21 protein-coding genes are annotated in these 18,981 nt (G+C 66.0%); 9 read left to right on the top strand and 12 right to left on the bottom strand.

What is annotated here, in order from left to right; translation table 11 throughout:
- Positions 1–47: 47 nt before the first annotated feature.
- Entirely contained in the window at positions 48–1,835 is a 1,788-nt protein-coding gene (gene mutL / locus GGR45_RS08945) for a DNA mismatch repair endonuclease MutL (RefSeq protein WP_175311321.1), read from the top strand.
- Positions 1,836–2,448: 613 nt separating this feature from the next.
- Here the strand turns inward: mutL and rplI are convergent.
- From rplI to rpsF, 3 genes are read right to left on the bottom strand one after another with little or no spacing between them, the layout of a single operon-like run.
- Positions 2,449–3,042: a 50S ribosomal protein L9 gene (rplI, locus tag GGR45_RS08940; RefSeq protein ID WP_175311320.1), complete on the bottom strand. Its 594-nt coding sequence runs from the start codon at positions 3,040–3,042 to the stop codon at positions 2,449–2,451.
- A 13-nt stretch (positions 3,043–3,055) separates the two neighbouring features.
- Positions 3,056–3,280, bottom strand: coding sequence for a 30S ribosomal protein S18 (gene rpsR / locus GGR45_RS08935; protein WP_007403456.1), 225 nt, complete (start codon positions 3,278–3,280; stop codon positions 3,056–3,058).
- The gene (rpsF, locus tag GGR45_RS08930) at positions 3,280–3,690 is read right to left on the bottom strand and encodes a 30S ribosomal protein S6 (RefSeq protein ID WP_037567458.1); all 411 of its coding nucleotides are present in this window, start codon (positions 3,688–3,690) and stop codon (positions 3,280–3,282) included. Before rpsF ends, rpsR begins: the two co-directional genes overlap by 1 nt.
- Positions 3,691–3,947: 257 nt before the next feature.
- Here rpsF and fabD point away from each other — a divergent pair, with 257 nt between their 5' ends.
- The 6 genes from fabD (at position 3,948) to mltG (ending at position 9,094) form a co-directional block, all read left to right on the top strand.
- Positions 3,948–4,907: an ACP S-malonyltransferase gene (fabD, locus tag GGR45_RS08925; protein WP_175311319.1), complete on the top strand. Its 960-nt coding sequence runs from the start codon at positions 3,948–3,950 to the stop codon at positions 4,905–4,907.
- Positions 4,908–4,938: 31 nt separating this feature from the next.
- Positions 4,939–5,346, top strand: a complete 408-nt coding sequence (locus tag GGR45_RS08920) for a GxxExxY protein (RefSeq protein WP_175311318.1) — start codon at positions 4,939–4,941, stop codon at positions 5,344–5,346.
- Between the two features lie 15 nt (positions 5,347–5,361).
- The gene (gene fabG, locus GGR45_RS08915) at positions 5,362–6,102 is read left to right on the top strand and encodes a 3-oxoacyl-[acyl-carrier-protein] reductase (protein WP_175311317.1); all 741 of its coding nucleotides are present in this window, start codon (positions 5,362–5,364) and stop codon (positions 6,100–6,102) included.
- A gap of 131 nt (positions 6,103–6,233) precedes the next feature.
- Positions 6,234–6,470 carry an acyl carrier protein gene (locus tag GGR45_RS08910; RefSeq protein WP_007403554.1) on the top strand — a complete coding sequence of 79 codons (237 nt, stop codon included), beginning with the start codon at positions 6,234–6,236 and terminating at the stop codon, positions 6,468–6,470.
- Between the two features lie 125 nt (positions 6,471–6,595).
- Positions 6,596–7,852 carry a beta-ketoacyl-ACP synthase II gene (gene fabF, locus GGR45_RS08905; protein ID WP_175311316.1) on the top strand — a complete coding sequence of 419 codons (1,257 nt, stop codon included), beginning with the start codon at positions 6,596–6,598 and terminating at the stop codon, positions 7,850–7,852.
- Positions 7,853–8,125: 273 nt separating this feature from the next.
- Positions 8,126–9,094 carry an endolytic transglycosylase MltG gene (gene mltG / locus GGR45_RS08900; RefSeq protein WP_175311315.1) on the top strand — a complete coding sequence of 323 codons (969 nt, stop codon included), beginning with the start codon at positions 8,126–8,128 and terminating at the stop codon, positions 9,092–9,094.
- Positions 9,095–9,097: 3 nt separating this feature from the next.
- Here mltG and bla read toward each other — a convergent pair whose 3' ends face one another.
- Positions 9,098–9,961, bottom strand: a complete 864-nt coding sequence (bla, locus tag GGR45_RS08895; RefSeq protein ID WP_175311314.1) for a subclass B3 metallo-beta-lactamase — start codon at positions 9,959–9,961, stop codon at positions 9,098–9,100.
- A gap of 94 nt (positions 9,962–10,055) precedes the next feature.
- On the opposite strand from bla, the gene GGR45_RS08890 reads away from it, so the two are divergent.
- Entirely contained in the window at positions 10,056–10,925 is an 870-nt protein-coding gene (locus GGR45_RS08890) for a LysR family transcriptional regulator (protein ID WP_175311313.1), read from the top strand.
- A 136-nt stretch (positions 10,926–11,061) separates the two neighbouring features.
- Here the strand turns inward: GGR45_RS08890 and eda are convergent, their stop codons facing one another.
- The 8 genes from eda to GGR45_RS08850 all read right to left on the bottom strand — a co-directional run bounded on the left by eda (position 11,062) and on the right by GGR45_RS08850 (position 18,305).
- Positions 11,062–11,667, bottom strand: coding sequence for a bifunctional 4-hydroxy-2-oxoglutarate aldolase/2-dehydro-3-deoxy-phosphogluconate aldolase (gene eda, locus GGR45_RS08885; RefSeq protein WP_058744040.1), 606 nt, complete (start codon positions 11,665–11,667; stop codon positions 11,062–11,064).
- The gene (glk, locus tag GGR45_RS08880; RefSeq protein ID WP_175311312.1) at positions 11,664–12,629 is read right to left on the bottom strand and encodes a glucokinase; all 966 of its coding nucleotides are present in this window, start codon (positions 12,627–12,629) and stop codon (positions 11,664–11,666) included. The genes eda and glk overlap by 4 nt, the downstream gene beginning before the upstream one ends.
- Positions 12,630–12,650: 21 nt before the next feature.
- Entirely contained in the window at positions 12,651–14,468 is a 1,818-nt protein-coding gene (edd, locus tag GGR45_RS08875) for a phosphogluconate dehydratase (RefSeq protein ID WP_175311311.1), read from the bottom strand.
- Positions 14,465–15,175: a 6-phosphogluconolactonase gene (gene pgl / locus GGR45_RS08870; RefSeq protein WP_175311310.1), complete on the bottom strand. Its 711-nt coding sequence runs from the start codon at positions 15,173–15,175 to the stop codon at positions 14,465–14,467. Before pgl ends, edd begins: the two co-directional genes overlap by 4 nt.
- 103 nt (positions 15,176–15,278) lie before the next feature.
- Complete coding sequence (zwf, locus tag GGR45_RS08865; RefSeq protein ID WP_175311309.1) at positions 15,279–16,742, bottom strand: glucose-6-phosphate dehydrogenase; 1,464 nt, start codon at positions 16,740–16,742, stop codon at positions 15,279–15,281.
- Positions 16,743–16,751: 9 nt separating this feature from the next.
- Positions 16,752–17,678 (bottom strand): N-acetyl-gamma-glutamyl-phosphate reductase, encoded by a 927-nt coding sequence (argC, locus tag GGR45_RS08860; RefSeq protein ID WP_175311308.1) that lies wholly within the window; start codon positions 17,676–17,678, stop codon positions 16,752–16,754.
- Positions 17,675–18,049 carry an SH3 domain-containing protein gene (locus GGR45_RS08855; RefSeq protein ID WP_336621459.1) on the bottom strand — a complete coding sequence of 125 codons (375 nt, stop codon included), beginning with the start codon at positions 18,047–18,049 and terminating at the stop codon, positions 17,675–17,677. The genes argC and GGR45_RS08855 overlap by 4 nt, the downstream gene beginning before the upstream one ends.
- A complete protein-coding gene (locus GGR45_RS08850; protein ID WP_175311482.1) occupies positions 17,985–18,305 on the bottom strand; it encodes a MarR family transcriptional regulator in 321 nt (106 codons plus the stop codon). Before GGR45_RS08850 ends, GGR45_RS08855 begins: the two co-directional genes overlap by 65 nt.
- 287 nt (positions 18,306–18,592) lie before the next feature.
- On the opposite strand from GGR45_RS08850, the gene secG reads away from it, so the two are divergent.
- Positions 18,593–18,952, top strand: a complete 360-nt coding sequence (gene secG, locus GGR45_RS08845) for a preprotein translocase subunit SecG (RefSeq protein ID WP_175311307.1) — start codon at positions 18,593–18,595, stop codon at positions 18,950–18,952.
- The last annotated feature ends 29 nt before the right edge of the window (positions 18,953–18,981 follow it).

Genomic DNA, 18,981 nt, shown 5'->3' with positions numbered 1-18,981 from the left:
CATTTGCGGGGTCGCGGGATGCCGTCGCTTGGGCTAGGGTTTGCCGCATGTCAATACGGCGTCTGCCTCCCCATCTCGTCAATCGTATCGCGGCCGGTGAAGTGGTGGAAAGGCCCGCCAGTGCGTTGAAGGAACTGGTCGAAAATTCGATCGATGCGGGCGCCACCCGGATCGCGGTGTCGCTGGGTCAGGGCGGGGTCGGTCGGATCGAAGTGGCGGACGACGGTTGCGGCATGTCGGCGGATGACATGGCGCTGGCACTGGAGCGGCACTGCACCTCCAAGTTGCCCGACGAGGCGATCGAATCGGTCATGACCCTCGGATTTCGTGGCGAAGCGCTCCCCTCGATCGCCAGCGTCGCGCGAGTGACGATCGAAAGCCGCCCGGCGGGCCGCGACGGCTGGAGCCGCGTCGTCGACAATGGCGAAGTGCTGCGCGACGGCCCCGCCGCCGTGCCGCCGGGCACTCGCATCGTAGTCGAGGACCTGTTCGCCCGCGTGCCCGCCCGGCGCAAATTCCTGCGCTCGCCGCGTTCGGAATATGCCGCCTGCCTCGATATGGTCCGCCGCCTGGCGATGGCGCGGCCCGACATCGCCTTCACGCTGGAGCATGACGGGCGGCGGGTGCTGACCGTGCCGGGTGGCGAGGAGCGGCCGGGGCGGGTCGCCGGGCTGACCGACCGGGCGCTGGCCGAGAATTCGGTTGCCATCGACTGGGTGCGCGACACGGTGTCGCTGGGAGGCGTCGCGGGGCTGCCCACGTTCAACCGGGGCATCGCCGACCATCAATATCTGTTCGTCAACGGGCGGCCGGTTCGCGACCGCCTGCTGATGGGCGCGATTCGAGGGGCTTATGCCGAGATGTTGCCACGCGATCGTCACGCGGTCGTGGCGCTGTTCCTGGATATGCCGCCGAGCGAAGTCGATGTGAACGTCCATCCGGCCAAGACGGAAGTACGCTTCCGCGACCCCGCGCTGATCCGGGGAATGATCGTGTCCGGGCTTCGCCGCGCGTTGGATGAGGCCGGGCACCGCAGCGTCCAGCGCCCGCCCGATTCGGCGCTGGCCATGTGGCAGACCGAGAACATCGCGCCGCCCCTGGCCGCCGTCCCGCCCGTTGACGATTGGACCCACACCGCGCCCGAAACGCGGGTGATGGAGCGGCAGTCGCTATTCGCCCCGCGCGCCGGTTTCGCCGCCCCGCCGCCACTCGCCCGCGCTGAGGTCGCCTTTGCATCACCGCCCGAGGTGCGCCAATATCCGATGGGTGTCGCGCGCGGTCAGGTTGCCAAGACCTATATCGTCGCCGAAGCCGAGGACGGACTGGTCCTGGTCGACCAGCACGCCGCCCATGAACGTTTGGTGCTGGAGCGGATGCGCGCCGCGCTGACCGGCGGGCGGGTCGCGTCACAGGCGATGCTGATCCCGGAAGTCGTCGAACTGGACGAACCCGCCTGCGACCGCCTGGAGGCCCGCGCGGAGGAACTGGCGGAGTTCGGCCTCGACCTCGAACGTTTCGGCCCGACCGCGATGCTGGTCCGCGCCACGCCCGCTTTGCTGGGCCAGAGCGACCCCAAGGGCCTGGTCGCCGATCTGGCCGACGAACTGGCGGCGTTCGACCAGGCATTGTCCTTGCGCGAGCGACTGGACCATGTCGCGGCGACCATGGCCTGTCACGGCTCGGTCCGCGCGGGCCGCATCCTGTCGGTCGCCGAAATGAACGCGCTCCTCCGTGAGATGGAGGTCACGCCGCATTCCGGCCAGTGCAACCATGGCCGACCGACCTGGGTGAAGTTGCAGCATGGCGATATCGAGAAGCTGTTCGGGCGGAAGTAAATAACTCGGATGTGATGGTCCGGGAGAGGCTATCGGTGCGCGTTTGCGATGGGACCCGGCGGAAGTAACTGCGGGGCTTTCACGAAAAGCGATGCCGGTGAACCATGGAAGCCGAGCAGGGAGCGAATCGAAGCGGGCGAACGCGATCTCGCGTCTCGGGGGCGTTGCGTATCCGGCGTTCCAGGCATCACTCGGCGGGCGTTGCCGGCTGGTGATCGGTTGTGATTGCATCGGAATGCCAAAAAAGTCACCGCTTGGTGCAGATTCTGCTTAACGCAGGCCGGCTTAACCCTTGCGGTAGCGACGAACCGATCCCATAGGGCGATGAGTTGAGATTTTTCGGTTTCGGCGTTCACCGTAACGAAACTTTTGCACTTGGCCGTGTATTTATTGGCCATTGGACAGGTAGGCAGTCACGATCATGAAGCATGTCATGGCCATCATCTTCGCCCTCATCCCGCTGGCTGCCGTGGTCAGCGCGTGCGTGACCTGTCCCTGAGATAAGCGCGCCCCCTTGCGGGGTGCCTGAATTGCCGTCTCCCAAGACGCAAAAAAGGGCCGCCCGGTTATGCCGGACGGCCCTTTCTTTTTGGCGACAGGGCGAAGCGGGGAATTAGCCCTGCGCTTCTTCCTGCTCCGGCTGAACCTCGGCGGTGGCGCCCGGTTCGGCGTTGGGATCGTAATCCTCGGTGAAGCCGGCTTCGTCACGCTCGAACATCGAGGCCATGACGTCGACGCCCTGCGCCTGCATCTCGGCTTCTTCGGGCGAGCGGGCGACATTGACCTTGACGGTCACGGCCACTTCCGGGTGAAGCGCGACGCGCACGTCGTACACGCCGATCGCCTTGATCGGGCGGTCGAGCACGATCTGGCTCTTGTTGACCTTGTGGCCGTCGGCGACCAGCGCCTCGACCAGGTCACGCACCGCGACCGAGCCGTACAGCTGGCCGACGTTCGACGCCTGACGGATCAGGGTGACGGTGGCGTTGTCGAAGGTCTTCGATTCGACCTCGGCCTCGGCGCGACGGTTCGCGTTCTCGGCCTCGATGCGGGCGCGGTTGGCCTCGAACACCTTCTTGTTGGCTTCGTTGGCGCGCAGCGCCTTCTTGCGCGGCAGCAGGAAGTTACGGGCGAAGCCGTCCTTCACCGTGACCACGTCGCCGATGGCGCCGAGCTTTTCGACGCGCTCAAGCAGAATAACGTCCATCTTATAGGACTCCTTACTTCACGACGTAGGGCAGGAGGCCCAGGTGACGGGCGCGCTTGATGGCCTGGGCCAGTTCGCGCTGCTTTTTGGCCGACACGCTGGTGATGCGCGAAGGCACGATCTTGCCGCGCTCGGACACGAAGCCCTGGAGCAGACGGACGTCCTTATAGTCGATCCGGGGCGCGTCCTTCGCGGAGAAGGGGCAGCTCTTGCGGCGACGGAAAAACGGGCGGGCCATTATGCGGCTTCCTCTTCACGATCACGACGGGGGCGGTCAGCGCGGTCGGGGCGTTCGCCACGATCGGCACGACGCTCGCGGTCGCGCTCCTGCTTGCGCATCATCACCGACGGACCTTCTTCATGGCCGTCCACCTTGACGGTCATGTAGCGGATCACGTCTTCGTTGATCTGGGTCTGGCGCTCCAACTCGGCGACCACGCCCGCGGGCGCGTCGATTTCGAGCATGACGTAATGCGCCTTGCGGTTCTTGGCGATCTTGTACGCCAGCGAACGCAGGCCCCAGGTCTCGGTCTTCACGACCTTGCCCTGATTGTCCTCGACGATCTTCGTGGCGGCTTCCGCCAGCGCGTCCACCTGCGCCTGTGCCAGATCCTGGCGCGCAAGGAACACGTGCTCGTAAAGAGCCATGCAGCTTACCTTATGTTGGCCGATCGCTGACGCCCACCCCATGTGGTGCGCCCCTCCGGCTGTCTTCCATACTTCAATACCGTCACGCCAAAATGGCATGAGGGCGGGTGAAGCAGGTGCTTCCCGCCCAATGGTGCGCTGGCTCATAGCGGATTGCGGTCAAAAGGGCAAGCGGGGAAGGGGGCGTGCACTTGCCAGCGGCGGGCGACCTTTCTACCGCGCGGGCCATCCTATTACTGTTTGATGGCAGAACCAACATGCGTGCATTCATCTTTCCGGGCCAGGGCAGCCAGGCCGTCGGCATGGGCAAGGCGCTGGCCGAGGCGAGTCCCGTCGCTCGCGAGGTGTTCCAGGAGGTCGACGAGGCGCTGGGCCAGCATCTCTATCGCCTGATGGTCGAAGGCCCCGCCGACGAGCTGACCCTGACCGAGAATGCGCAGCCCGCGATCATGGCGAACGCCATCGCGACCCTGCGCGTGTTGGAGAAGGAAGGTGGCGTCCGCCTGTCGGAAAAGGCCGATTTCGTCGCGGGCCATTCGCTGGGGGAATATACCGCGCTGTGCGCCGCCGATGCGATCGATCTGCCGACCACGGCGCGCCTGTTGAAGCTGCGCGGCCGGGCGATGCAGGCGGCGGTGCCGGTGGGCGAGGGGGCGATGGCCGCGCTGCTCGGTGCCGACCTGGAAAAGGCCAAGACCATCGCGGGCGCGGCGGTCGATGCGATCCTGGCCGAGGGTGGCGAGGAACTGGTCTGCACCGTCGCCAATGACAATGACCCGAGTCAGGTCGTGATCTCCGGCCACCGGGTGGCGATCGAGAAGGCGGTGGCGCTGGCCAAGGATCTGGGAGCCAAGCGCGCAGTGCTGCTGCCCGTCTCGGCGCCCTTCCATTGCCCGTTGATGCAGCCTGCGGCCGAGGCGATGGACGCGGCGCTGGCCGACGCGACGATCGGCGCGCCGCTGGTGCCGGTCTACGCCAATGTCGAGGCGGCCGCAGTCGCCGATCCGGGCGCGATCCGCGCGCTGCTGGTGGCGCAGGTGACGGGCATGGTCCGCTGGCGCGAATCGGTGCTGGCGATGCAGGATGCGGGCGTGTCGAACTTCGTCGAGTTCGGCGGCAAGGTGCTCGGCCCGATGGTCAAGCGCATTGCACCCGACACCAATGCGGTCAGTGTCGTGACCATGGATGACATCGAAGGGCTTCTAAAGACCCTGTAATTTGCTCACGCGAAGGCGCGAGGACGCGAAGATGAAAGACATTGAAACGATAGCGTTCGATGCAATCGATCTTTCCTTGCGCCTTCACCGTGAGCTCGGTCCGGGCCTGCTGGAGAGCGTCTATGAGACGATCCTGGCGGCCAAGCCGGGCGCCATGGGCTATCGGGTGGAACGCCAATGTCCCGTCGATTTCAGCTTCGATGGATTGCGGTTCGATGCTGCCTTTCGGATCGACCTGCTGGTCGAGGGGCAGCTCCTTCTTGAAATCAAATCGGTTGAGCGGCTGAACGCCGCTCATGCCAAGCAACTGCTTACCTATCTGCGCCTGACAAAGCGGCCCTTGGGGCTGCTGATCAATTTCGGCGGTGCTACCTTGAAGGAAGGGCTTCGCCGCATCGTCAACGACTACACGCCCATCGCGTCTTCGCGTGAACCATAGAATCGGAGAATAACCATGTTCGACCTGACAGGAATGACCGCCCTCGTGACCGGCGCGTCCGGGGGGCTTGGCTCGGCGGTCGCGAAGGCGCTGGCCGCGCAGGGCGCCAAGCTGGCGCTCTCGGGCTCCAATATCGACAAGCTGGAGGCGTTCCGCGCCGAACTCGGCGGCGATCATGTCGCGGTGCCGTGCAACCTCTCCGATCCGGCCGCCGTCGATGCGCTGATCCCGCAGGCGGTGGAGGCACTGGGCGGCAAGCTCGACATTCTGGTCAACAATGCGGGCGTCACCCGCGACAACCTGACCATGCGGATGAAGGACGAGGAGTGGGACCAGGTCATCAGCGTCAACCTGGAGGCGACCTTCCGCCTGATCCGCGCCGCCGCCAAGCCGATGATGAAGGCACGCTTTGGCCGCATCATCTCGATCACCTCGATCGTCGGCGCGACGGGTAATCCGGGCCAGGCCAATTATGCCGCGTCCAAGGCCGGGATCGTCGGCATGTCAAAGGCCGTGGCGCAGGAATTGGCCAGCCGCAACGTCACCGTCAACTGCGTAGCACCGGGCTTCATGCGCTCGGCAATGACCGACGTGCTGCCCGACGCACAGAAAGCCGCCTTGCTCAGCAAAATTCCGGCAGGCGATCTGGGCAAGGGCGAGGATATCGGCGCGGCGGTCGTGTACCTGGCGTCGAAGGAAGCGGGCTACGTGACGGGCCAGACGCTGCACGTCAATGGCGGCATGGCGATGCTATAAAAGGCATAATTGCCACGAATGACCTTATCCTGGCCCAAGTCCGTCGCTGGACGGGCTTGCCAGACATGGGCGCGCGTTCTACGTGCGTTCAGCAAGTATCAACCCCCGATGAATTACGAGAAGGGATTACCATGAGCGAGACCGCCGACCGCGTGAAGAAGATCGTCGTCGAGCATCTCGGCGTCGAAGCCGACAAGGTGACCGAGGACGCGAGCTTCATCGACGACCTCGGTGCCGACAGCCTCGACATCGTCGAGCTCGTCATGGCGTTCGAGGAAGAGTTCGGCGTCGAGATCCCGGACGATGCCGCCGAGAAGATCACGACCGTCAAGGACGCGATCACCTATATCGACGAGAACAAGGCCTGATTCCGGGGTCCGTCCGGCTCGCAGATCATGCGGGTCGAATGGGCCGCCAAGGCTAGGTTGAAAGCGGCTCCCCGACCCCGACATAGCGGGCGGGGAGCCGTTTCGTTTTGGAGTGGAGTGTAGTTATGCGGCGCGTCGTCGTCACCGGACTGGGTCTTGTCACGCCGTTGGGCGCGGATGTGGAAACCGCCTGGGCCAATCTGATCGCTGGCAAGTCCGGCGCCGGTCCGATCACGCGGTTTGATACCACGGGGCAGAAATGCACCATCGCATGCGAGGTGAAGCCCAAGGACCATGAATACGGCTTCGACCCCGACAAGCGCGTCGACCACAAGGTCCAGCGTCAGGTCGATCCCTTCATCGTCTATGGCATCGACGCCGCCGGTCAGGCGCTGGAAGACGCCGGTCTGACCGAGATGGATGAGGCGACCAAGCTGCGCGCGGGCGTGTCGATCGGCTCGGGCATCGGCGGCCTGCCGGGCATCGAGATCGAATCGGTGAACCTGCATGAGCGCGGCCCCGGCCGTGTCAGCCCGCACTTCGTCCATGGCCGCCTGATCAACCTGATCTCGGGTCAGGTCAGCATCAAATACGGCCTGATGGGACCGAACCATGCGGTCGTCACCGCTTGCTCGACCGGCGCGCATTCGATCGGCGACGCGGCGCGGATGATCCGCGACGACGATGCCGACATCATGCTGGCCGGGGGTGCGGAAAGCACGATCAACCCGCTCGGCGTGGCGGGCTTCGCCCAGGCACGCGCGCTCAACATGAGCATGAACGACCGTCCGACCGAGGCGAGCCGTCCCTATGACAAGGGTCGCGATGGATTCGTGATGGGCGAGGGCGCGGGCGTGGTCGTGCTCGAGGAATATGAGCACGCCAAGGCGCGCGGCGCGAAGATCTATGCCGAGGTCGTCGGCTATGGCCTGTCGGGCGACGCCTATCACGTCACCGCGCCGCATCCCGAGGGCAAGGGTGCCGAGAACGCGATGCGCATGGCGCTGCGCAAGGCGGGCATGGAGCCGTCGGACATCGATTACATCAACGCCCATGGTACCTCGACCATGGCCGACACGATCGAGCTGGCGGCGGCGAAGCGCGTGTTCGGCGACGACCTGTCGGGTGCGTCGATGTCGAGCACCAAGTCCGCGATCGGCCATCTGCTTGGCGGCGCTGGCGCGGTCGAGAGCATCTTCTGCATCCTCGCGCTGCGCGACCAGATCGTGCCGCCGACGCTGAACCTCGATAATCCGGATGAGGGCACCGAGGGCGTCGATCTGGTTCCACACACCGCCAAGAAACGGGAGGTGAAGGCGGTGCTGAACAACTCGTTCGGCTTCGGCGGCACCAATGCCTCGCTGGTGATGAAGGCGATCTGACGAGTTCGGACCCGAACCTCCGTTCCGCCTGACCATATTCGAAGGCCAAAGGACCTGGGCGGAGCTCAGGGCGTGCACCTTGACTTCGATCGGTGCGAACGGAGCGTGGGGCCTGGCACGGCCCCAAATAAGATTCCAACCCCGGCGATGTTCGGGTCCGGTTGCAAAATGGTTCGGCTCGCGTCATCGGGCGGACGAGCAAGCGGACCCGGATCATCGCCGGGGTTGTTCTATGTCCGGGCCTGTGCGCCCTTGTCGAAAACCGGGTGAGATATGCGCAAGGTCGGCTGTATCGGGTTGCTGCTGGGGCTGATCGGCATCGCCGTCTTCGCCTGGGTCGCGCATGACTGGGCGGGCAGCGGCCCGGCGGACAAGCCGCTGGCGGTAGTGGTACCGGAGGGCGCCAGCCTCGCCCGCGCCGCCAACGAATTGCAAAAGGCGGGTGCGATCCGCTCGGCCAGCCGCTTCCGCCTTTACGCCCGACTGTTCGGCGACGGCGGTGCGATCAAGGCGGGCGAATATGCGATCCCCGAACAGGCCAGCGCGTCCGATGTGCTGGCGCTGCTGCAGGAGGGCAAGGTCCGCCAGCGGCTGGTGCCGGTGCCGGAGGGCTATCCGTCGGTTCTCGTCCATGATGCGCTGATGCGCGCGGACGGGCTGACCGGCGATGTGCCCGTGCCTGCGGAGGGATCGGTCCTGCCCGACAGCTATGCCTATCAAAAGGGTGATACCCGCGCCTCGGTGGTCGCGCGGATGCAGAAGGCGATGAAGGATTACCTCGCCAAGGCCTGGTCGAACCGGAAGCCCGGCATCGCGGTCAAGACGCCGCAGGAGGCGATCATCCTCGCCTCCATCGTCGAGAAGGAGACGGGCAAGCCCTCCGAACGGCGGACGGTCGCGGCGGTCTATGGCAACCGCCTGCGCATCGGGATGCCGCTCCAGGCTGATCCGACCGTGATCTACCCGATCACCAAAGGCCGTCCACTCGGCCGCCGCATCCTGCGCTCCGAGTTGCACGCCAAGAACGGCTACAACACCTATGCCAGCCCCGGCCTGCCGGTCGGGCCGATCGCCAATCCGGGCCGCGCCTCGATCGACGCGGTGCTGGACCCGGCGGACAGCAAGGCGCTGTATTTCGTGGCGGACGGATCGGGCGGCCATGTCTTTGCGGACACGCTGGCCGAACATAACGCCAATGTGCAGAAATGGTATGCAATCCGCCGCCAGCGAGGAGAAATGTGAGGTTCAGCGCGCCTCGCTGTTGATCCGTTCGGCGAGTTTGCGCTGCGACGACAGGGCATAGGCGCGGCACGCTCCCGGCTTGGTCAGATAGCGTTCGGTAGCGCCGTCCTGATCGGCATGGGCGGTGATCAATATGTCGCAGGGCAGAGCGCGCATCGCCGCCTGACCACGCGCAAAGGCGGCCACGACGGCTTTGTGGGACGGGGCGGAAAAGCGATAGTCGTCGGTCGACACCGGGTTCAGGCTCGCGGCAAAGACGATGGCCTTGCAACGCTGACCTTCGCAGGCGCGCCAGCTCCAGCTCATGCTGCCCACGGTATGGCCCGGCGTCGCACGCGCGGTGATGACGGTGTTGCCCAGCGCCAGCCGCTCGCCGTCGCGGATGACCTTCACCATGGGCACAGCGGGAAAGCGGCTGTCATAACCACGCTGCGGATCGTCGGCGGCCAGCCGGCCGGTGCGCAGCGCTTCGGCCCCGCGCGGACCGGCGACGACCGTCGCGCCGGTATCCCGGGCCAGCGCCGCGATCCCGCCCGCATGATCGAAATGCGGCTCGGTGCTCAGAATATATTTGATGTCCCGAGGCGCGAAACCCAGCCTGCGGACATTGGCGAGGATGGCAGGAGCCGCTTGCGGCAGGGCGCCGTCGATCAGGATCAGGCCCTTGCCGGTATCGATCAGCGCGACGTTCAGCCCGCCAAAGCCGACCAGATAGGTCGAGCCGAAGACCCTCATCGGCGGACGCGGTGCCAGCCATTCGGCCGTATGCTCAGTGACGATCGGTCTGGTCAGGGGATCGGATGCCTGGGGCATGGCAGGCGCGGCGGCGATGGCCATCAGCGAGAGCAGGGTCGGTCTGGCGAGCATGGGGTGTCTCCTTGCCCGGCATGATGGATTGCTTCGACACGCGGCACAAAGCATCTTCGCTCGACAGACCCATGAGTAGAATTCATGATAAGACATGGACCGCGCCCAGCTTCCCCTTAATGCCTTGCGCGCTTTCGAGGCAGCGGCACGGCATCTGAACTTCACCCGCGCCGCGATCGAACTTTGCGTCAGTCAGGGGGCGGTCAGCCATCAGGTCGCGGCCTTGGAAAAGCGGCTTGGCGCGCGGCTGTTCCACCGGCTTCCGCGTGGCTTGGCGCTGACCGATGACGGCCATGCGCTGGTCCCGGTACTGGCCCAGACGTTCGACCGGATCGGCGCGACGCTCGATCGGTTTGCCGACGGGCGCTTCCAATATGCGCTGGGACTGGGGGTGGTGGGGACCTTTGCGACCGGATGGCTGCTCGAGCGGCTCGACGATTTCGCGGCGACCCATCCGCACATCGATGTCCGCGTGTCGATCAACAACAACCGGGTCGATCTGGCCGGGGAGGGGCTCGATTACGCCATCCGCTTTGGTGACGGGGCGTGGCATGGCACGCACGCCGAGCCTCTGCAGCCCGCCCCGCTGACGCCGTTGTGCTCGGCCGGGAGAGCAGGAGGTTTAGGCCGCCCCGAGGATTTGGCGCGCGAAAGGCTGCTGCGGTCCTATCGTGTCAGCGAATGGGAACGATGGTTCGATGCGGCTGGAGTTGCGCCGCCCGCCTTGCGTGGGCCGATGTTCGACAGCTCGGCCTTGATGGCGGGCGCGGCGATGGCGGGGCTGGGCATCGCGCTGGCCCCGCGTGTGATGTTCCTGCGCGAGCTGGCGGCGGAGCAACTGGTCCAGCCCTTTGCGCTGGAGATCGATGCGGGCCGCTACTGGCTGACGCGGTTGCTGTCACGGAAGGAAGGGCTGGCGATGCGGGCGTTTCGCCAGTGGTTGTTAGAGGCGGTACAAAGCTGATCCTCCCCGGTACGGGGAGGGGGACCGCCGCGAAGCGGTGGTGGAGGGGGAGTGCCACAATAGAAGTCCTATGTGGCTGGCCCCCCTCCGTCAGTCCTTCGGACTGCCACCCCCCCGAGCCGGGGAGGATTTGGGATTACCCGCGCAGAGCAGCCGCCGCACGGGCCTTTGCCTCCACATCGGCCATCGATCCGCCGGTCACCCAGCTACCACCGACGCACAGCACGCGATCGAAGGCCAGCCAGTCGGGCGCGCTCGCCTCGGTGATGCCGCCGGTCGGGCAGAAGCGCGCCTGATAGAAAGGCGCCGCCAACGCCTTCAGCGCCTTCAGGCCACCGCTCGTCTCGGCCGGGAAAAACTTGAAATGGGTCAGGCCCAGGTCCAGCCCGCGCATGATGTCCCCCGCATTGGCGATGCCGGGCAGATAGGGGATGCCGCTGTCGATCACCGCCGCGCCCAGGCGATCGGTCAGGCCCGGCGAGACGATGAACTCCGCGCCCGCATCGGCCACGTCGCGCAACTGCTGTTCGTTGACGACGGTGCCGGCGCCGACGATCGCGCCGGGAACCTTCTTCATTTCGGCCATCGCCTCCAGCGCGGCGGGGGTGCGCAGCGTCACCTCCAGCACCTTCAGGCCGCCCGCGACCAGCGCCTCGGCCAGCGGCTTGGCGGTGGCGGCGTCGTCGATGACCAGCACGGGGATGACCGCGCTGGTGCGCATGATGGTGGCGATGTCGGTCATGAATGCTCCTGGGCAAAGGCCGCGGCCGCGCCGAACAGGCCGGGCTGGGGATGGGTGATGAGCTTGACGGGGATGCGTGCCATCAGCGACTGGAACCGCCCCTTGGCGACGAAGCGCTGGTCGAAGCCCGAGCGCAGCAGCTTGTCCTTGATGCGGTAGCCGAGGCCGCCCGCGATCACGACGGTCTTGGCCCCCTGCGCCAACGCGAAGTCGCCCGCCACGGCGCCGAGCGCCAGGCAGAAGCGATCAAGCGCGGCGAGCGCGATCGAGTCGGTGCCCTCCAGCGCCTCGGTCCAGATTTCGCGGTCGTCGCGGCTGGGCACCGCGCGCCCTTCCAGCGAGGCGAGCGTCTCGTAGATCGCGATGATGCCGGGGCCGGAGCAGATGCGCTCGCACGAGACGCGGGTATAGGTCCGGCGCAGCCGTTTGAGGATCGCGTCCTCGATCCCGTCGAGCGGGGCATAATCCATATGCCCGCCCTCGGTCTCGATGACATGATAACGCTGCGGCGTCATCAGCACCTGCGCGACGCCCAGGCCGGTGCCCGGACCGCAGACGGTGACGACGCCCTGTTCGGGCATCGGCTCCTCGGGGCCGCAGATATGGAGGAAGTCCTCCTCCGGCACTTGCGCGACGGCATGGCCGACCGCGCCGAAATCGTTGATGACCGTATAGACGTCCGCGCCCAGCCGCTCAGGGATCAGCGAGGGGCGGATGACCCAGGGATTGTTGGTCATGCGGATCACGTCGCCGGTGATCGGCGAGGCGATGGCGAGCGAGGCGGCCTTGGGCAGCGGACGGCCGACATGCGCCTCGAACGCCTGCCATGCGGTCTGGAGCGAGGCATGTTCGGCGGTCTTCTGCGTGCACGGTTCGCCCAGCTTCACCACCCGGCCATTCTCGACCTCGGCGATCGCGAAGCGCGCATGCGTGCCTCCGATATCGACGGCTACGATTTCCATGATCCTCTCCCCCTTAGTCTTTTACAGGCCAGCGCCAGCGAGAATGGGCGATGCGCCCTTCTCGGCTTCGTCGGCGGCCTGGCGGAACAGCGCGAACAGCTCGCGGCCCATGCCTTGGATGGGGGCGGGCGTCTCGGCCAGCTCGCGCGACGCCCATTCCGCCGGATCGACCAAAGCGTCGAGCGTGCCCTCCACCGCGTCGAGCCGCACGATATCGCCATCGCGGATCAGGCCGATCGCCCCGCCACCGATCGCCTCGGGGCTGAGATGGATGGCGCAGGGCACCTTGCCGCTCGCACCCGACATACGGCCATCGGTGACGAGCGCGACCTTGAAGCCCCGGTTCTGAAGCACGCCAAGCGGCGGAGTCAGTTTGTGCAGCTCGGGCATGCCGTTCGCCTTTGGCCCCTGGAAGCGGACCACGACGACGACGTCGCGTTCCAGCTCGCCCGCCTTGAACGCGGCCTGCACTTCCGACTGATCGGAGAAGACGCGGGCAGGGGCCTCGATGACCCAGCGCTCGCGCTCGACCGCCGATACCTTGATGCAGGCACGGCCGAGATTGCCCGACAGGATGCGCATGCCGCCATCGGGCGAGAAGGGCGCGGCGGCGGGGCGCAGGATCGTCTCGTCACCGCTGTCGCCGACCGGGGTCCAGGCGAGTTTGTCGCCTTCGATCACCGCCGTCTGGCCGTAATCGGACAGGTCCTTGCCCGCGACCGTCATGATGTCGCGGTGGAGCAGTCCAGCGGACAGCAGTTCACGGATGACATAGGGCATGCCCCCTGCCGCCTCGAACCCGTTCACATCGGCCGAGCCGTTGGGATAGACCCGTGCGATCAGCGGTACGGCGGCCGAGAGGCGATCCATATCCTCCCAGTCGATGATGATCCCAGCCGCGCGCGCGATGGCGGGCAGATGGATCAGGTGATTGGTCGAACCGCCGGTCGCGAGCAGGCCGACCGCTGCGTTGACGATCGCCTTTTCATCGACGCAGCGCCCCAGCGGCCGATAATCGTCGCCCCGCTGGCCGATGGCCGCGAGCCGATGGACGGCGGCGCGACTGAGTTCCTGGCGCAGCTTGGTGCCCGGATTGACGAAGGCGGCGCCCGGCATGTGCAGCCCCATCACCTCCATCATCATCTGGTTGGTGTTGGCAGTGCCGTAGAAGGTGCAGGTGCCCTTGGAATGATAGGCTGCGATCTCCGCGTCGAGCAGTTCCTCGCGCCCCGCCTTGCCCTCGGCATAGGCTTCGCGCACCGCGGCTTTCTGCTTGTTGGGCAGGCCGGTTGGCATGGGGCCGCCGGGGACCAAGATCATCGGCAGATGACCGAAGCGCAGCGCGCCCATCAGCAGGCCGGGCACGATCTTGTCGCAGATGCCGAGCAGCGCGGCACCCTCGAACGTGCCGTGGGACAGCGCCACCGCCGTCGACAGCGCGATGGTGTCGCGGCTGAACAGCGACAGCTCCATGCCGGCATAGCCCTGCGTCACGCCGTCGCACATGGCGGGCACGCCGCCCGCCACCTGCGCCGTCGCGCCGACCTCGCGCGCCCAGACCTTCATCAGCTCGGGGTAGCGGTAATAGACGGCGTGCGCCGACAGCATGTCGTTATAGGCCGACACGATGCCGATATTCATGCCGCGATCTGCCTTCATGGCGTCGCGGTCTTCCTCGGTCCCGGCATAGGCATGGGCGAGGTTGGCACAGCCCAGATTGGGGCGGCGCACCGCCGTCTCGGCTTCGTGTGCGATCAGGTCGAGATAGGCCTGACGGCCCGGCCGGGAGCGTTCGATGACCCGGTCGGTGACGGCGGAAACGGCGGCGTTCAGGCTCATTGCTCGCTCCAGTGGATGTCGATCGGCAGTTCGACCTCGGCCAGCACGCGGCCCACCGGATAGGGCGAGGAAGCGCCTTCCTTGATCGCGTCCTCCAGCACCTTCTTCTTGGCCGGACCCGAAATGGCGAACATGATCGAGCGCGCCGAGACGATGCCTGCGCGGCTGAGCGTCACGCGCGCGACGGGCGCCTCGGGCGGCAGGGGCTCTGGCATCAGGCCCAGCGCGCGGCGCTCCTTGGGACCGTTGAGCGCTTCGTCATAGTCGGGGCCGGGGAAGATCGAGGCGGTGTGCCCGTCCGCGCCCATGCCCAGCAGGACGAGGTCGAGCGGCCAGTGAAGTTCCTGCATCAGCGCATCGGCCGAACGACCCGCCGCCTTATAGTCCTGCGTCGCCTGCGGCACGATCGGCAGCACGCGTGCGCCCTTGGGCAGGAAGATCTTGCCGATCATGGTCACGTTGGACAGCGGATCGCCCAGCGGCACGATACGCTCGTCGGCGGGGACGATGGTCACGCGCTTCCAGTCGAGCTTGGCCTGGGCCAGCTTCTCATAGACCGGGATCGGCGTCTTGCCGCCCGAAAGCGCGATCACCGCCGCGCCGCGTGCCTCGATCGCGCTTTCGATAATGAACTGGATGTCGCCCGCCAGCGCGTTCGCCATTTCGGTGGTGTCTTCATAATCCCACCATTCGATTTCGTCGGTCATGGTTCCTGTGTCCTAGATATTCGGGGCGCAAGATAGGACCCGCCGCGCAGGCGGGCCATATTGCGCCGATGTCTTTGCCCTCACGATCGGAAAGCGACGGCGGTCAGTCGTCCTGCCAGTGCACGCCGTCGCGCTCGGTCAGCGCGATGGCGGAGGACGGCCCCCAGCTGCCGCTCGGATAGTGCTTGGGCTTGACGTCATTGGCGTCCCAGCCGGCGCGGATCGCGTCGATCCAGGTCCACTGCGCCTCCACCTCGTCGCGGCGGACGAACAGCGTCTGGTCGCCCTCGATCAGGTCGAGTAGCAGCCGCTCATAGGCGATGCGGCGGCGCGTGCCGGCGAACTCCGCGTCGAGCGACAGGTTCAGGGGCACTTCGCGCAGGCGGATGCCGTCGCGGTCCAGACCCGGCTCCTTCGCCATCACCAGCAGCTGGATATATTCCTCCGGCTGCAAGCGGATGACGAGCGTATTCGGCTGGAGTAGGCCGCCGCGCCCGGCGAACATCGAATGCGGTACCGGCTTGAACTGGATGGCGATTTCCGAACGGCGCGCGGCCATGCGCTTGCCGGTGCGCAGATAGAAGGGCACGCCCTGCCAGCGCCAATTGTCGACATGCGCCTTGATCGCGACGAAGGTCTCGGTCTTGGACGGCTTGCCCAGCTCATCGGCATAGGAGCCGACGATCTTGCCGCCGACCGCGCCGTCCGAATACTGGCCGGTCACGGTGTTGTTGGGTACTTCCTCGGGCGTCATCAGGCGCAGCGAGCGGAAGACCTTGGCCTTCTCGTCACGGATCGCGGTGCCGTCATAGCGGGCCGGCGGCTCCATCGCGATAAGCGCGAGGAGTTGCAGGATATGGTTCTGCACCATGTCGCGCAGCGCGCCCGCGCCCTCGTAATAGCCCGCGCGATCCTCCAGCCCGACCGTCTCGGCAATGGTGATCTGCACATTGTCGATGCCGTGCGCGTTCCAGATCGGCTCGAAGAAGAAATTGCCGAAACGCAGCGCCAGGATGTTCTGGACGGTTTCCTTGCCGAGATAATGGTCGATGCGGAAGGTGCGCTCCTCCGGGAAGCCGAAGGCGACCGCGTCGTTGATCTCCTTGGACGAAGCGAGATCGTAGCCGAGCGGCTTTTCCAGGCCGATGCGTACCGTCTCGCCCGCCAGACCGACCGATTCGAGGCCCTTGATGGTCGACTCGAACAGGCTGGGCGCGGTCGACAGATAGATGGCGAGGCCGTTCGACACATCGCCGACCTTCTCCGCCAGCGCCGGGAAGCCGTCCATCGAGGAGGCGTCGAGCGACTGATACTGCAGCCGTTCGAGGAAGCTCTTGATCGTGTCGGCGTCCTTGCGGTCGTCGGGCAGGAAGGTGTCGAGCGCCTTGGCCGCAAACTCGCGGAAGCTGGCATCGTCATGATCGGACCGCGCGGTGCCGGTGATCGTCAGCCCATCGGGCAGCAGCCCGTCCGAATGGAGGTTGAACAGCGAGGGCAGCAGCATCCGCTGCGACAGGTCGCCGGTCGCGCCGAACAGCAGCAGCTTGCCAACGGGATTGCGCGTCATGACGTCTCCTTAGAGCACGAGGCCGGCGGTCGGATCGAGCCCGGCCATGATGTTCAAATTCTGGACCGCCGCACCCCCGGCACCCTTGCCCAGATTGTCGAGCGTGGCGATCAGTCGCGCCTGACCCGTGGCGGCATTGCCGCAGACGCGCAAGGTCATCCGGTCGGAACCTGCATTTTCCTCGATATTCACCGCCGCTACGGCATCCGGCGAAAAACGCACAATGCGGCTGTTGGCATAGGCCTCGGCCAGCACGTGCGCGACTTTGTCGAGCGACGGAGCACCGGGCAGCGCGTAGAGGGGCAGGGGGACTTCCACAACCATGCCGCGATAGGTATCGACCACGGACGGCGCGAAGATCGGCGCATGGCTCAGGCCCGAATGGCGCTGCATCTCGGGTGCATGTTTGTGCGCGAGAGAGAGGCCATAGGGGCGGAAGGCGCGGTGGGTCGCGCTTTCATATTCGGCGATCATCGCCTTGCCGCCGCCCGAATAGCCGGAGGCGGCGTTGACCGTCACCGGAAACTCGGCCGGAATGATCCCGGCCCGTACCATCGGACGGACGAGCGCCAGGAAGCCGGTGGGGTAGCAGCCCGGATTGGAAACGAAGCGCGCTTCGGCAATCCGCTCTTCCTGCTCCGGGTTCAGCTCGGCAAAGCCATAGACCCAACCCTCGGCGGTGCGGTGCGCGGTCGAGGCGTCGACCACCCGTGTCCGGTCATTGGCGATCAGCGACACCGCCTCGCGCGCGGCATCGTCGGGCAGGCAGAGAATGACGAAATCGGCGTCGTTGATCGCCTCACGCCGGGCCTCGGCATCCTTGCGGCGATCATCGGGCAGGGTCAGGATCGAAAGGTCGGCGCGACCCGCCAGCCGGTCGACGATCTCCAGCCCCGTGGTGCCCGCGCCGCCGTCGATGAAGACCGTCTTCGTCACTGCACCCGCTCCAACAACCCCGCATCGCAATAGCCGACCAGCCCGAGATTCGGCGCGATGCCCCAGGCGTTGCCTCCCGCCAACTCCAGCACCTCGAACGTCTCGCCGGACCGAAGCGCGGCCAGCACGGCGCTGCCGATGGGACGCCCCTCGCGAAGCGTCACCGGCGCATTGGTTCTATAGGGCAAGGGGGCGGCATAATGCGGCGCGAATACGTATTCAGCGAGCCGGACATCGGCAAGATCGGGGCGAACCGCATGGGTGCGCGGGTCCAGCCCGACGGTCCGCCCCTGAAGCGCGAAGCTCTTACGCGCTGGCTCGCTGGAGGCCGGGGGCGTCGCCGGCGCCGATGAAATGTCCGAATTCTTCAAGAAAGTCCGCCCCTTCAGGTGTCCTGGCGACAAAGATGTTACGCTTGTCGCTATCATCGCGTTGACGGCGCAGATAGCCCAGCGTTCCTAATCTATTCAAGGCGCGGGTGACGACCGGTTTCGAGACGTTCAAGGCACGGGCCAGACCGCGCACCGTATGGGGGCCGGGACGCAGATAGACGACAAGCAACAAAGCCATTTGTCGATTGGTCAGATCGGGCTCGCCCGACCGGACATAATCGACAAGAGCGCTCATCCAGGCGAACAGCGACTGCGGGTCGTGCGGATTGGACACGATGGCGATTCCAATGGCTGAGCCGGGCTTTGCCGGACGTTGTTTCGAAGTCATAACGCCCTTTATCGGCGGTGGTTTCACTCCTGTTCCAACGAGGTGAACAACTTAAGTCAGCGGATTTCTTCGGAATTCCCTGAAGCGCGTTCGGCACGGAATGAGATGCCGATCCGCCACATGGTTGATCCCGCCCCGCACGTCGCCTATGTGCGCGCTTTCGCACACCCCTCACTCGGGATCATACGCGCCTCATGTTCGCATTTCTGCTTGTCATCCACGCCATCATCGCCGCGACTCTGGTCACGGTGATCCTCATGCAGCGGTCGGAAGGCGGCGGTCTGGGCATGGGCGGCAGCCCGTCGGGGCTGATGTCGGCGCGGGGCGCAGCGGACTTCCTCAGCCGTGCGACGGCGGTGTTGGCCACGGCGTTCGTCGGCTTCTCGATCCTGCTGGCGGTCATGGCCGCTACGCGCGGCGCGCCCGCGATCGACACCTCACTGGCCCGCACGCCGGCGACTCAGGCACCGATCACCCAGCCCGCGCCCGCCCCGGTCCCCTCGGGCGCCGCTCCGGCTCCGGCGGACAATTCGGCAGTCCCGCTCGCCCGCTAATCCTCGTTTTCATCGCAGCTTAGGCCAAC

The organism is Sphingomonas zeae, assembly GCF_014197135.1.
Classification (GTDB): domain Bacteria; phylum Pseudomonadota; class Alphaproteobacteria; order Sphingomonadales; family Sphingomonadaceae; genus Sphingomonas; species Sphingomonas zeae.
Note: the sequence above shows the minus strand (reverse complement) of the source record. Positions and strands in the feature narration are given on the sequence as shown.

Coding starts and splice junctions, on each gene's coding strand:
- edd (WP_175311311.1), bottom strand. CDS start 14,468: ATGAGCCTGAACGCCGCCGTTTCCGCCGTCACCGACCGGGTCATCGAA.
- eda (WP_058744040.1), bottom strand. CDS start 11,667: ATGACCGACATCGCCACCATCATGCGCACCAGCGCGGTCATCCCCGTG.
- zwf (WP_175311309.1), bottom strand. CDS start 16,742: ATGACGCGCAATCCCGTTGGCAAGCTGCTGCTGTTCGGCGCGACCGGC.
- bla (WP_175311314.1), bottom strand. CDS start 9,961: ATGCTCGCCAGACCGACCCTGCTCTCGCTGATGGCCATCGCCGCCGCG.
- mltG (WP_175311315.1), top strand. CDS start 8,126: ATGCGCAAGGTCGGCTGTATCGGGTTGCTGCTGGGGCTGATCGGCATC.
- rplI (WP_175311320.1), bottom strand. CDS start 3,042: ATGGACGTTATTCTGCTTGAGCGCGTCGAAAAGCTCGGCGCCATCGGC.
- GGR45_RS08920 (WP_175311318.1), top strand. CDS start 4,939: ATGAAAGACATTGAAACGATAGCGTTCGATGCAATCGATCTTTCCTTG.
- GGR45_RS08910 (WP_007403554.1), top strand. CDS start 6,234: ATGAGCGAGACCGCCGACCGCGTGAAGAAGATCGTCGTCGAGCATCTC.
- pgl (WP_175311310.1), bottom strand. CDS start 15,175: ATGACCGACGAAATCGAATGGTGGGATTATGAAGACACCACCGAAATG.
- fabD (WP_175311319.1), top strand. CDS start 3,948: ATGCGTGCATTCATCTTTCCGGGCCAGGGCAGCCAGGCCGTCGGCATG.
- GGR45_RS08890 (WP_175311313.1), top strand. CDS start 10,056: ATGGACCGCGCCCAGCTTCCCCTTAATGCCTTGCGCGCTTTCGAGGCA.
- secG (WP_175311307.1), top strand. CDS start 18,593: ATGTTCGCATTTCTGCTTGTCATCCACGCCATCATCGCCGCGACTCTG.
- fabG (WP_175311317.1), top strand. CDS start 5,362: ATGTTCGACCTGACAGGAATGACCGCCCTCGTGACCGGCGCGTCCGGG.
- rpsF (WP_037567458.1), bottom strand. CDS start 3,690: ATGGCTCTTTACGAGCACGTGTTCCTTGCGCGCCAGGATCTGGCACAG.
- mutL (WP_175311321.1), top strand. CDS start 48: ATGTCAATACGGCGTCTGCCTCCCCATCTCGTCAATCGTATCGCGGCC.
- fabF (WP_175311316.1), top strand. CDS start 6,596: ATGCGGCGCGTCGTCGTCACCGGACTGGGTCTTGTCACGCCGTTGGGC.
- glk (WP_175311312.1), bottom strand. CDS start 12,629: ATGGAAATCGTAGCCGTCGATATCGGAGGCACGCATGCGCGCTTCGCG.
- rpsR (WP_007403456.1), bottom strand. CDS start 3,280: ATGGCCCGCCCGTTTTTCCGTCGCCGCAAGAGCTGCCCCTTCTCCGCG.
- GGR45_RS08850 (WP_175311482.1), bottom strand. CDS start 18,305: ATGAGCGCTCTTGTCGATTATGTCCGGTCGGGCGAGCCCGATCTGACC.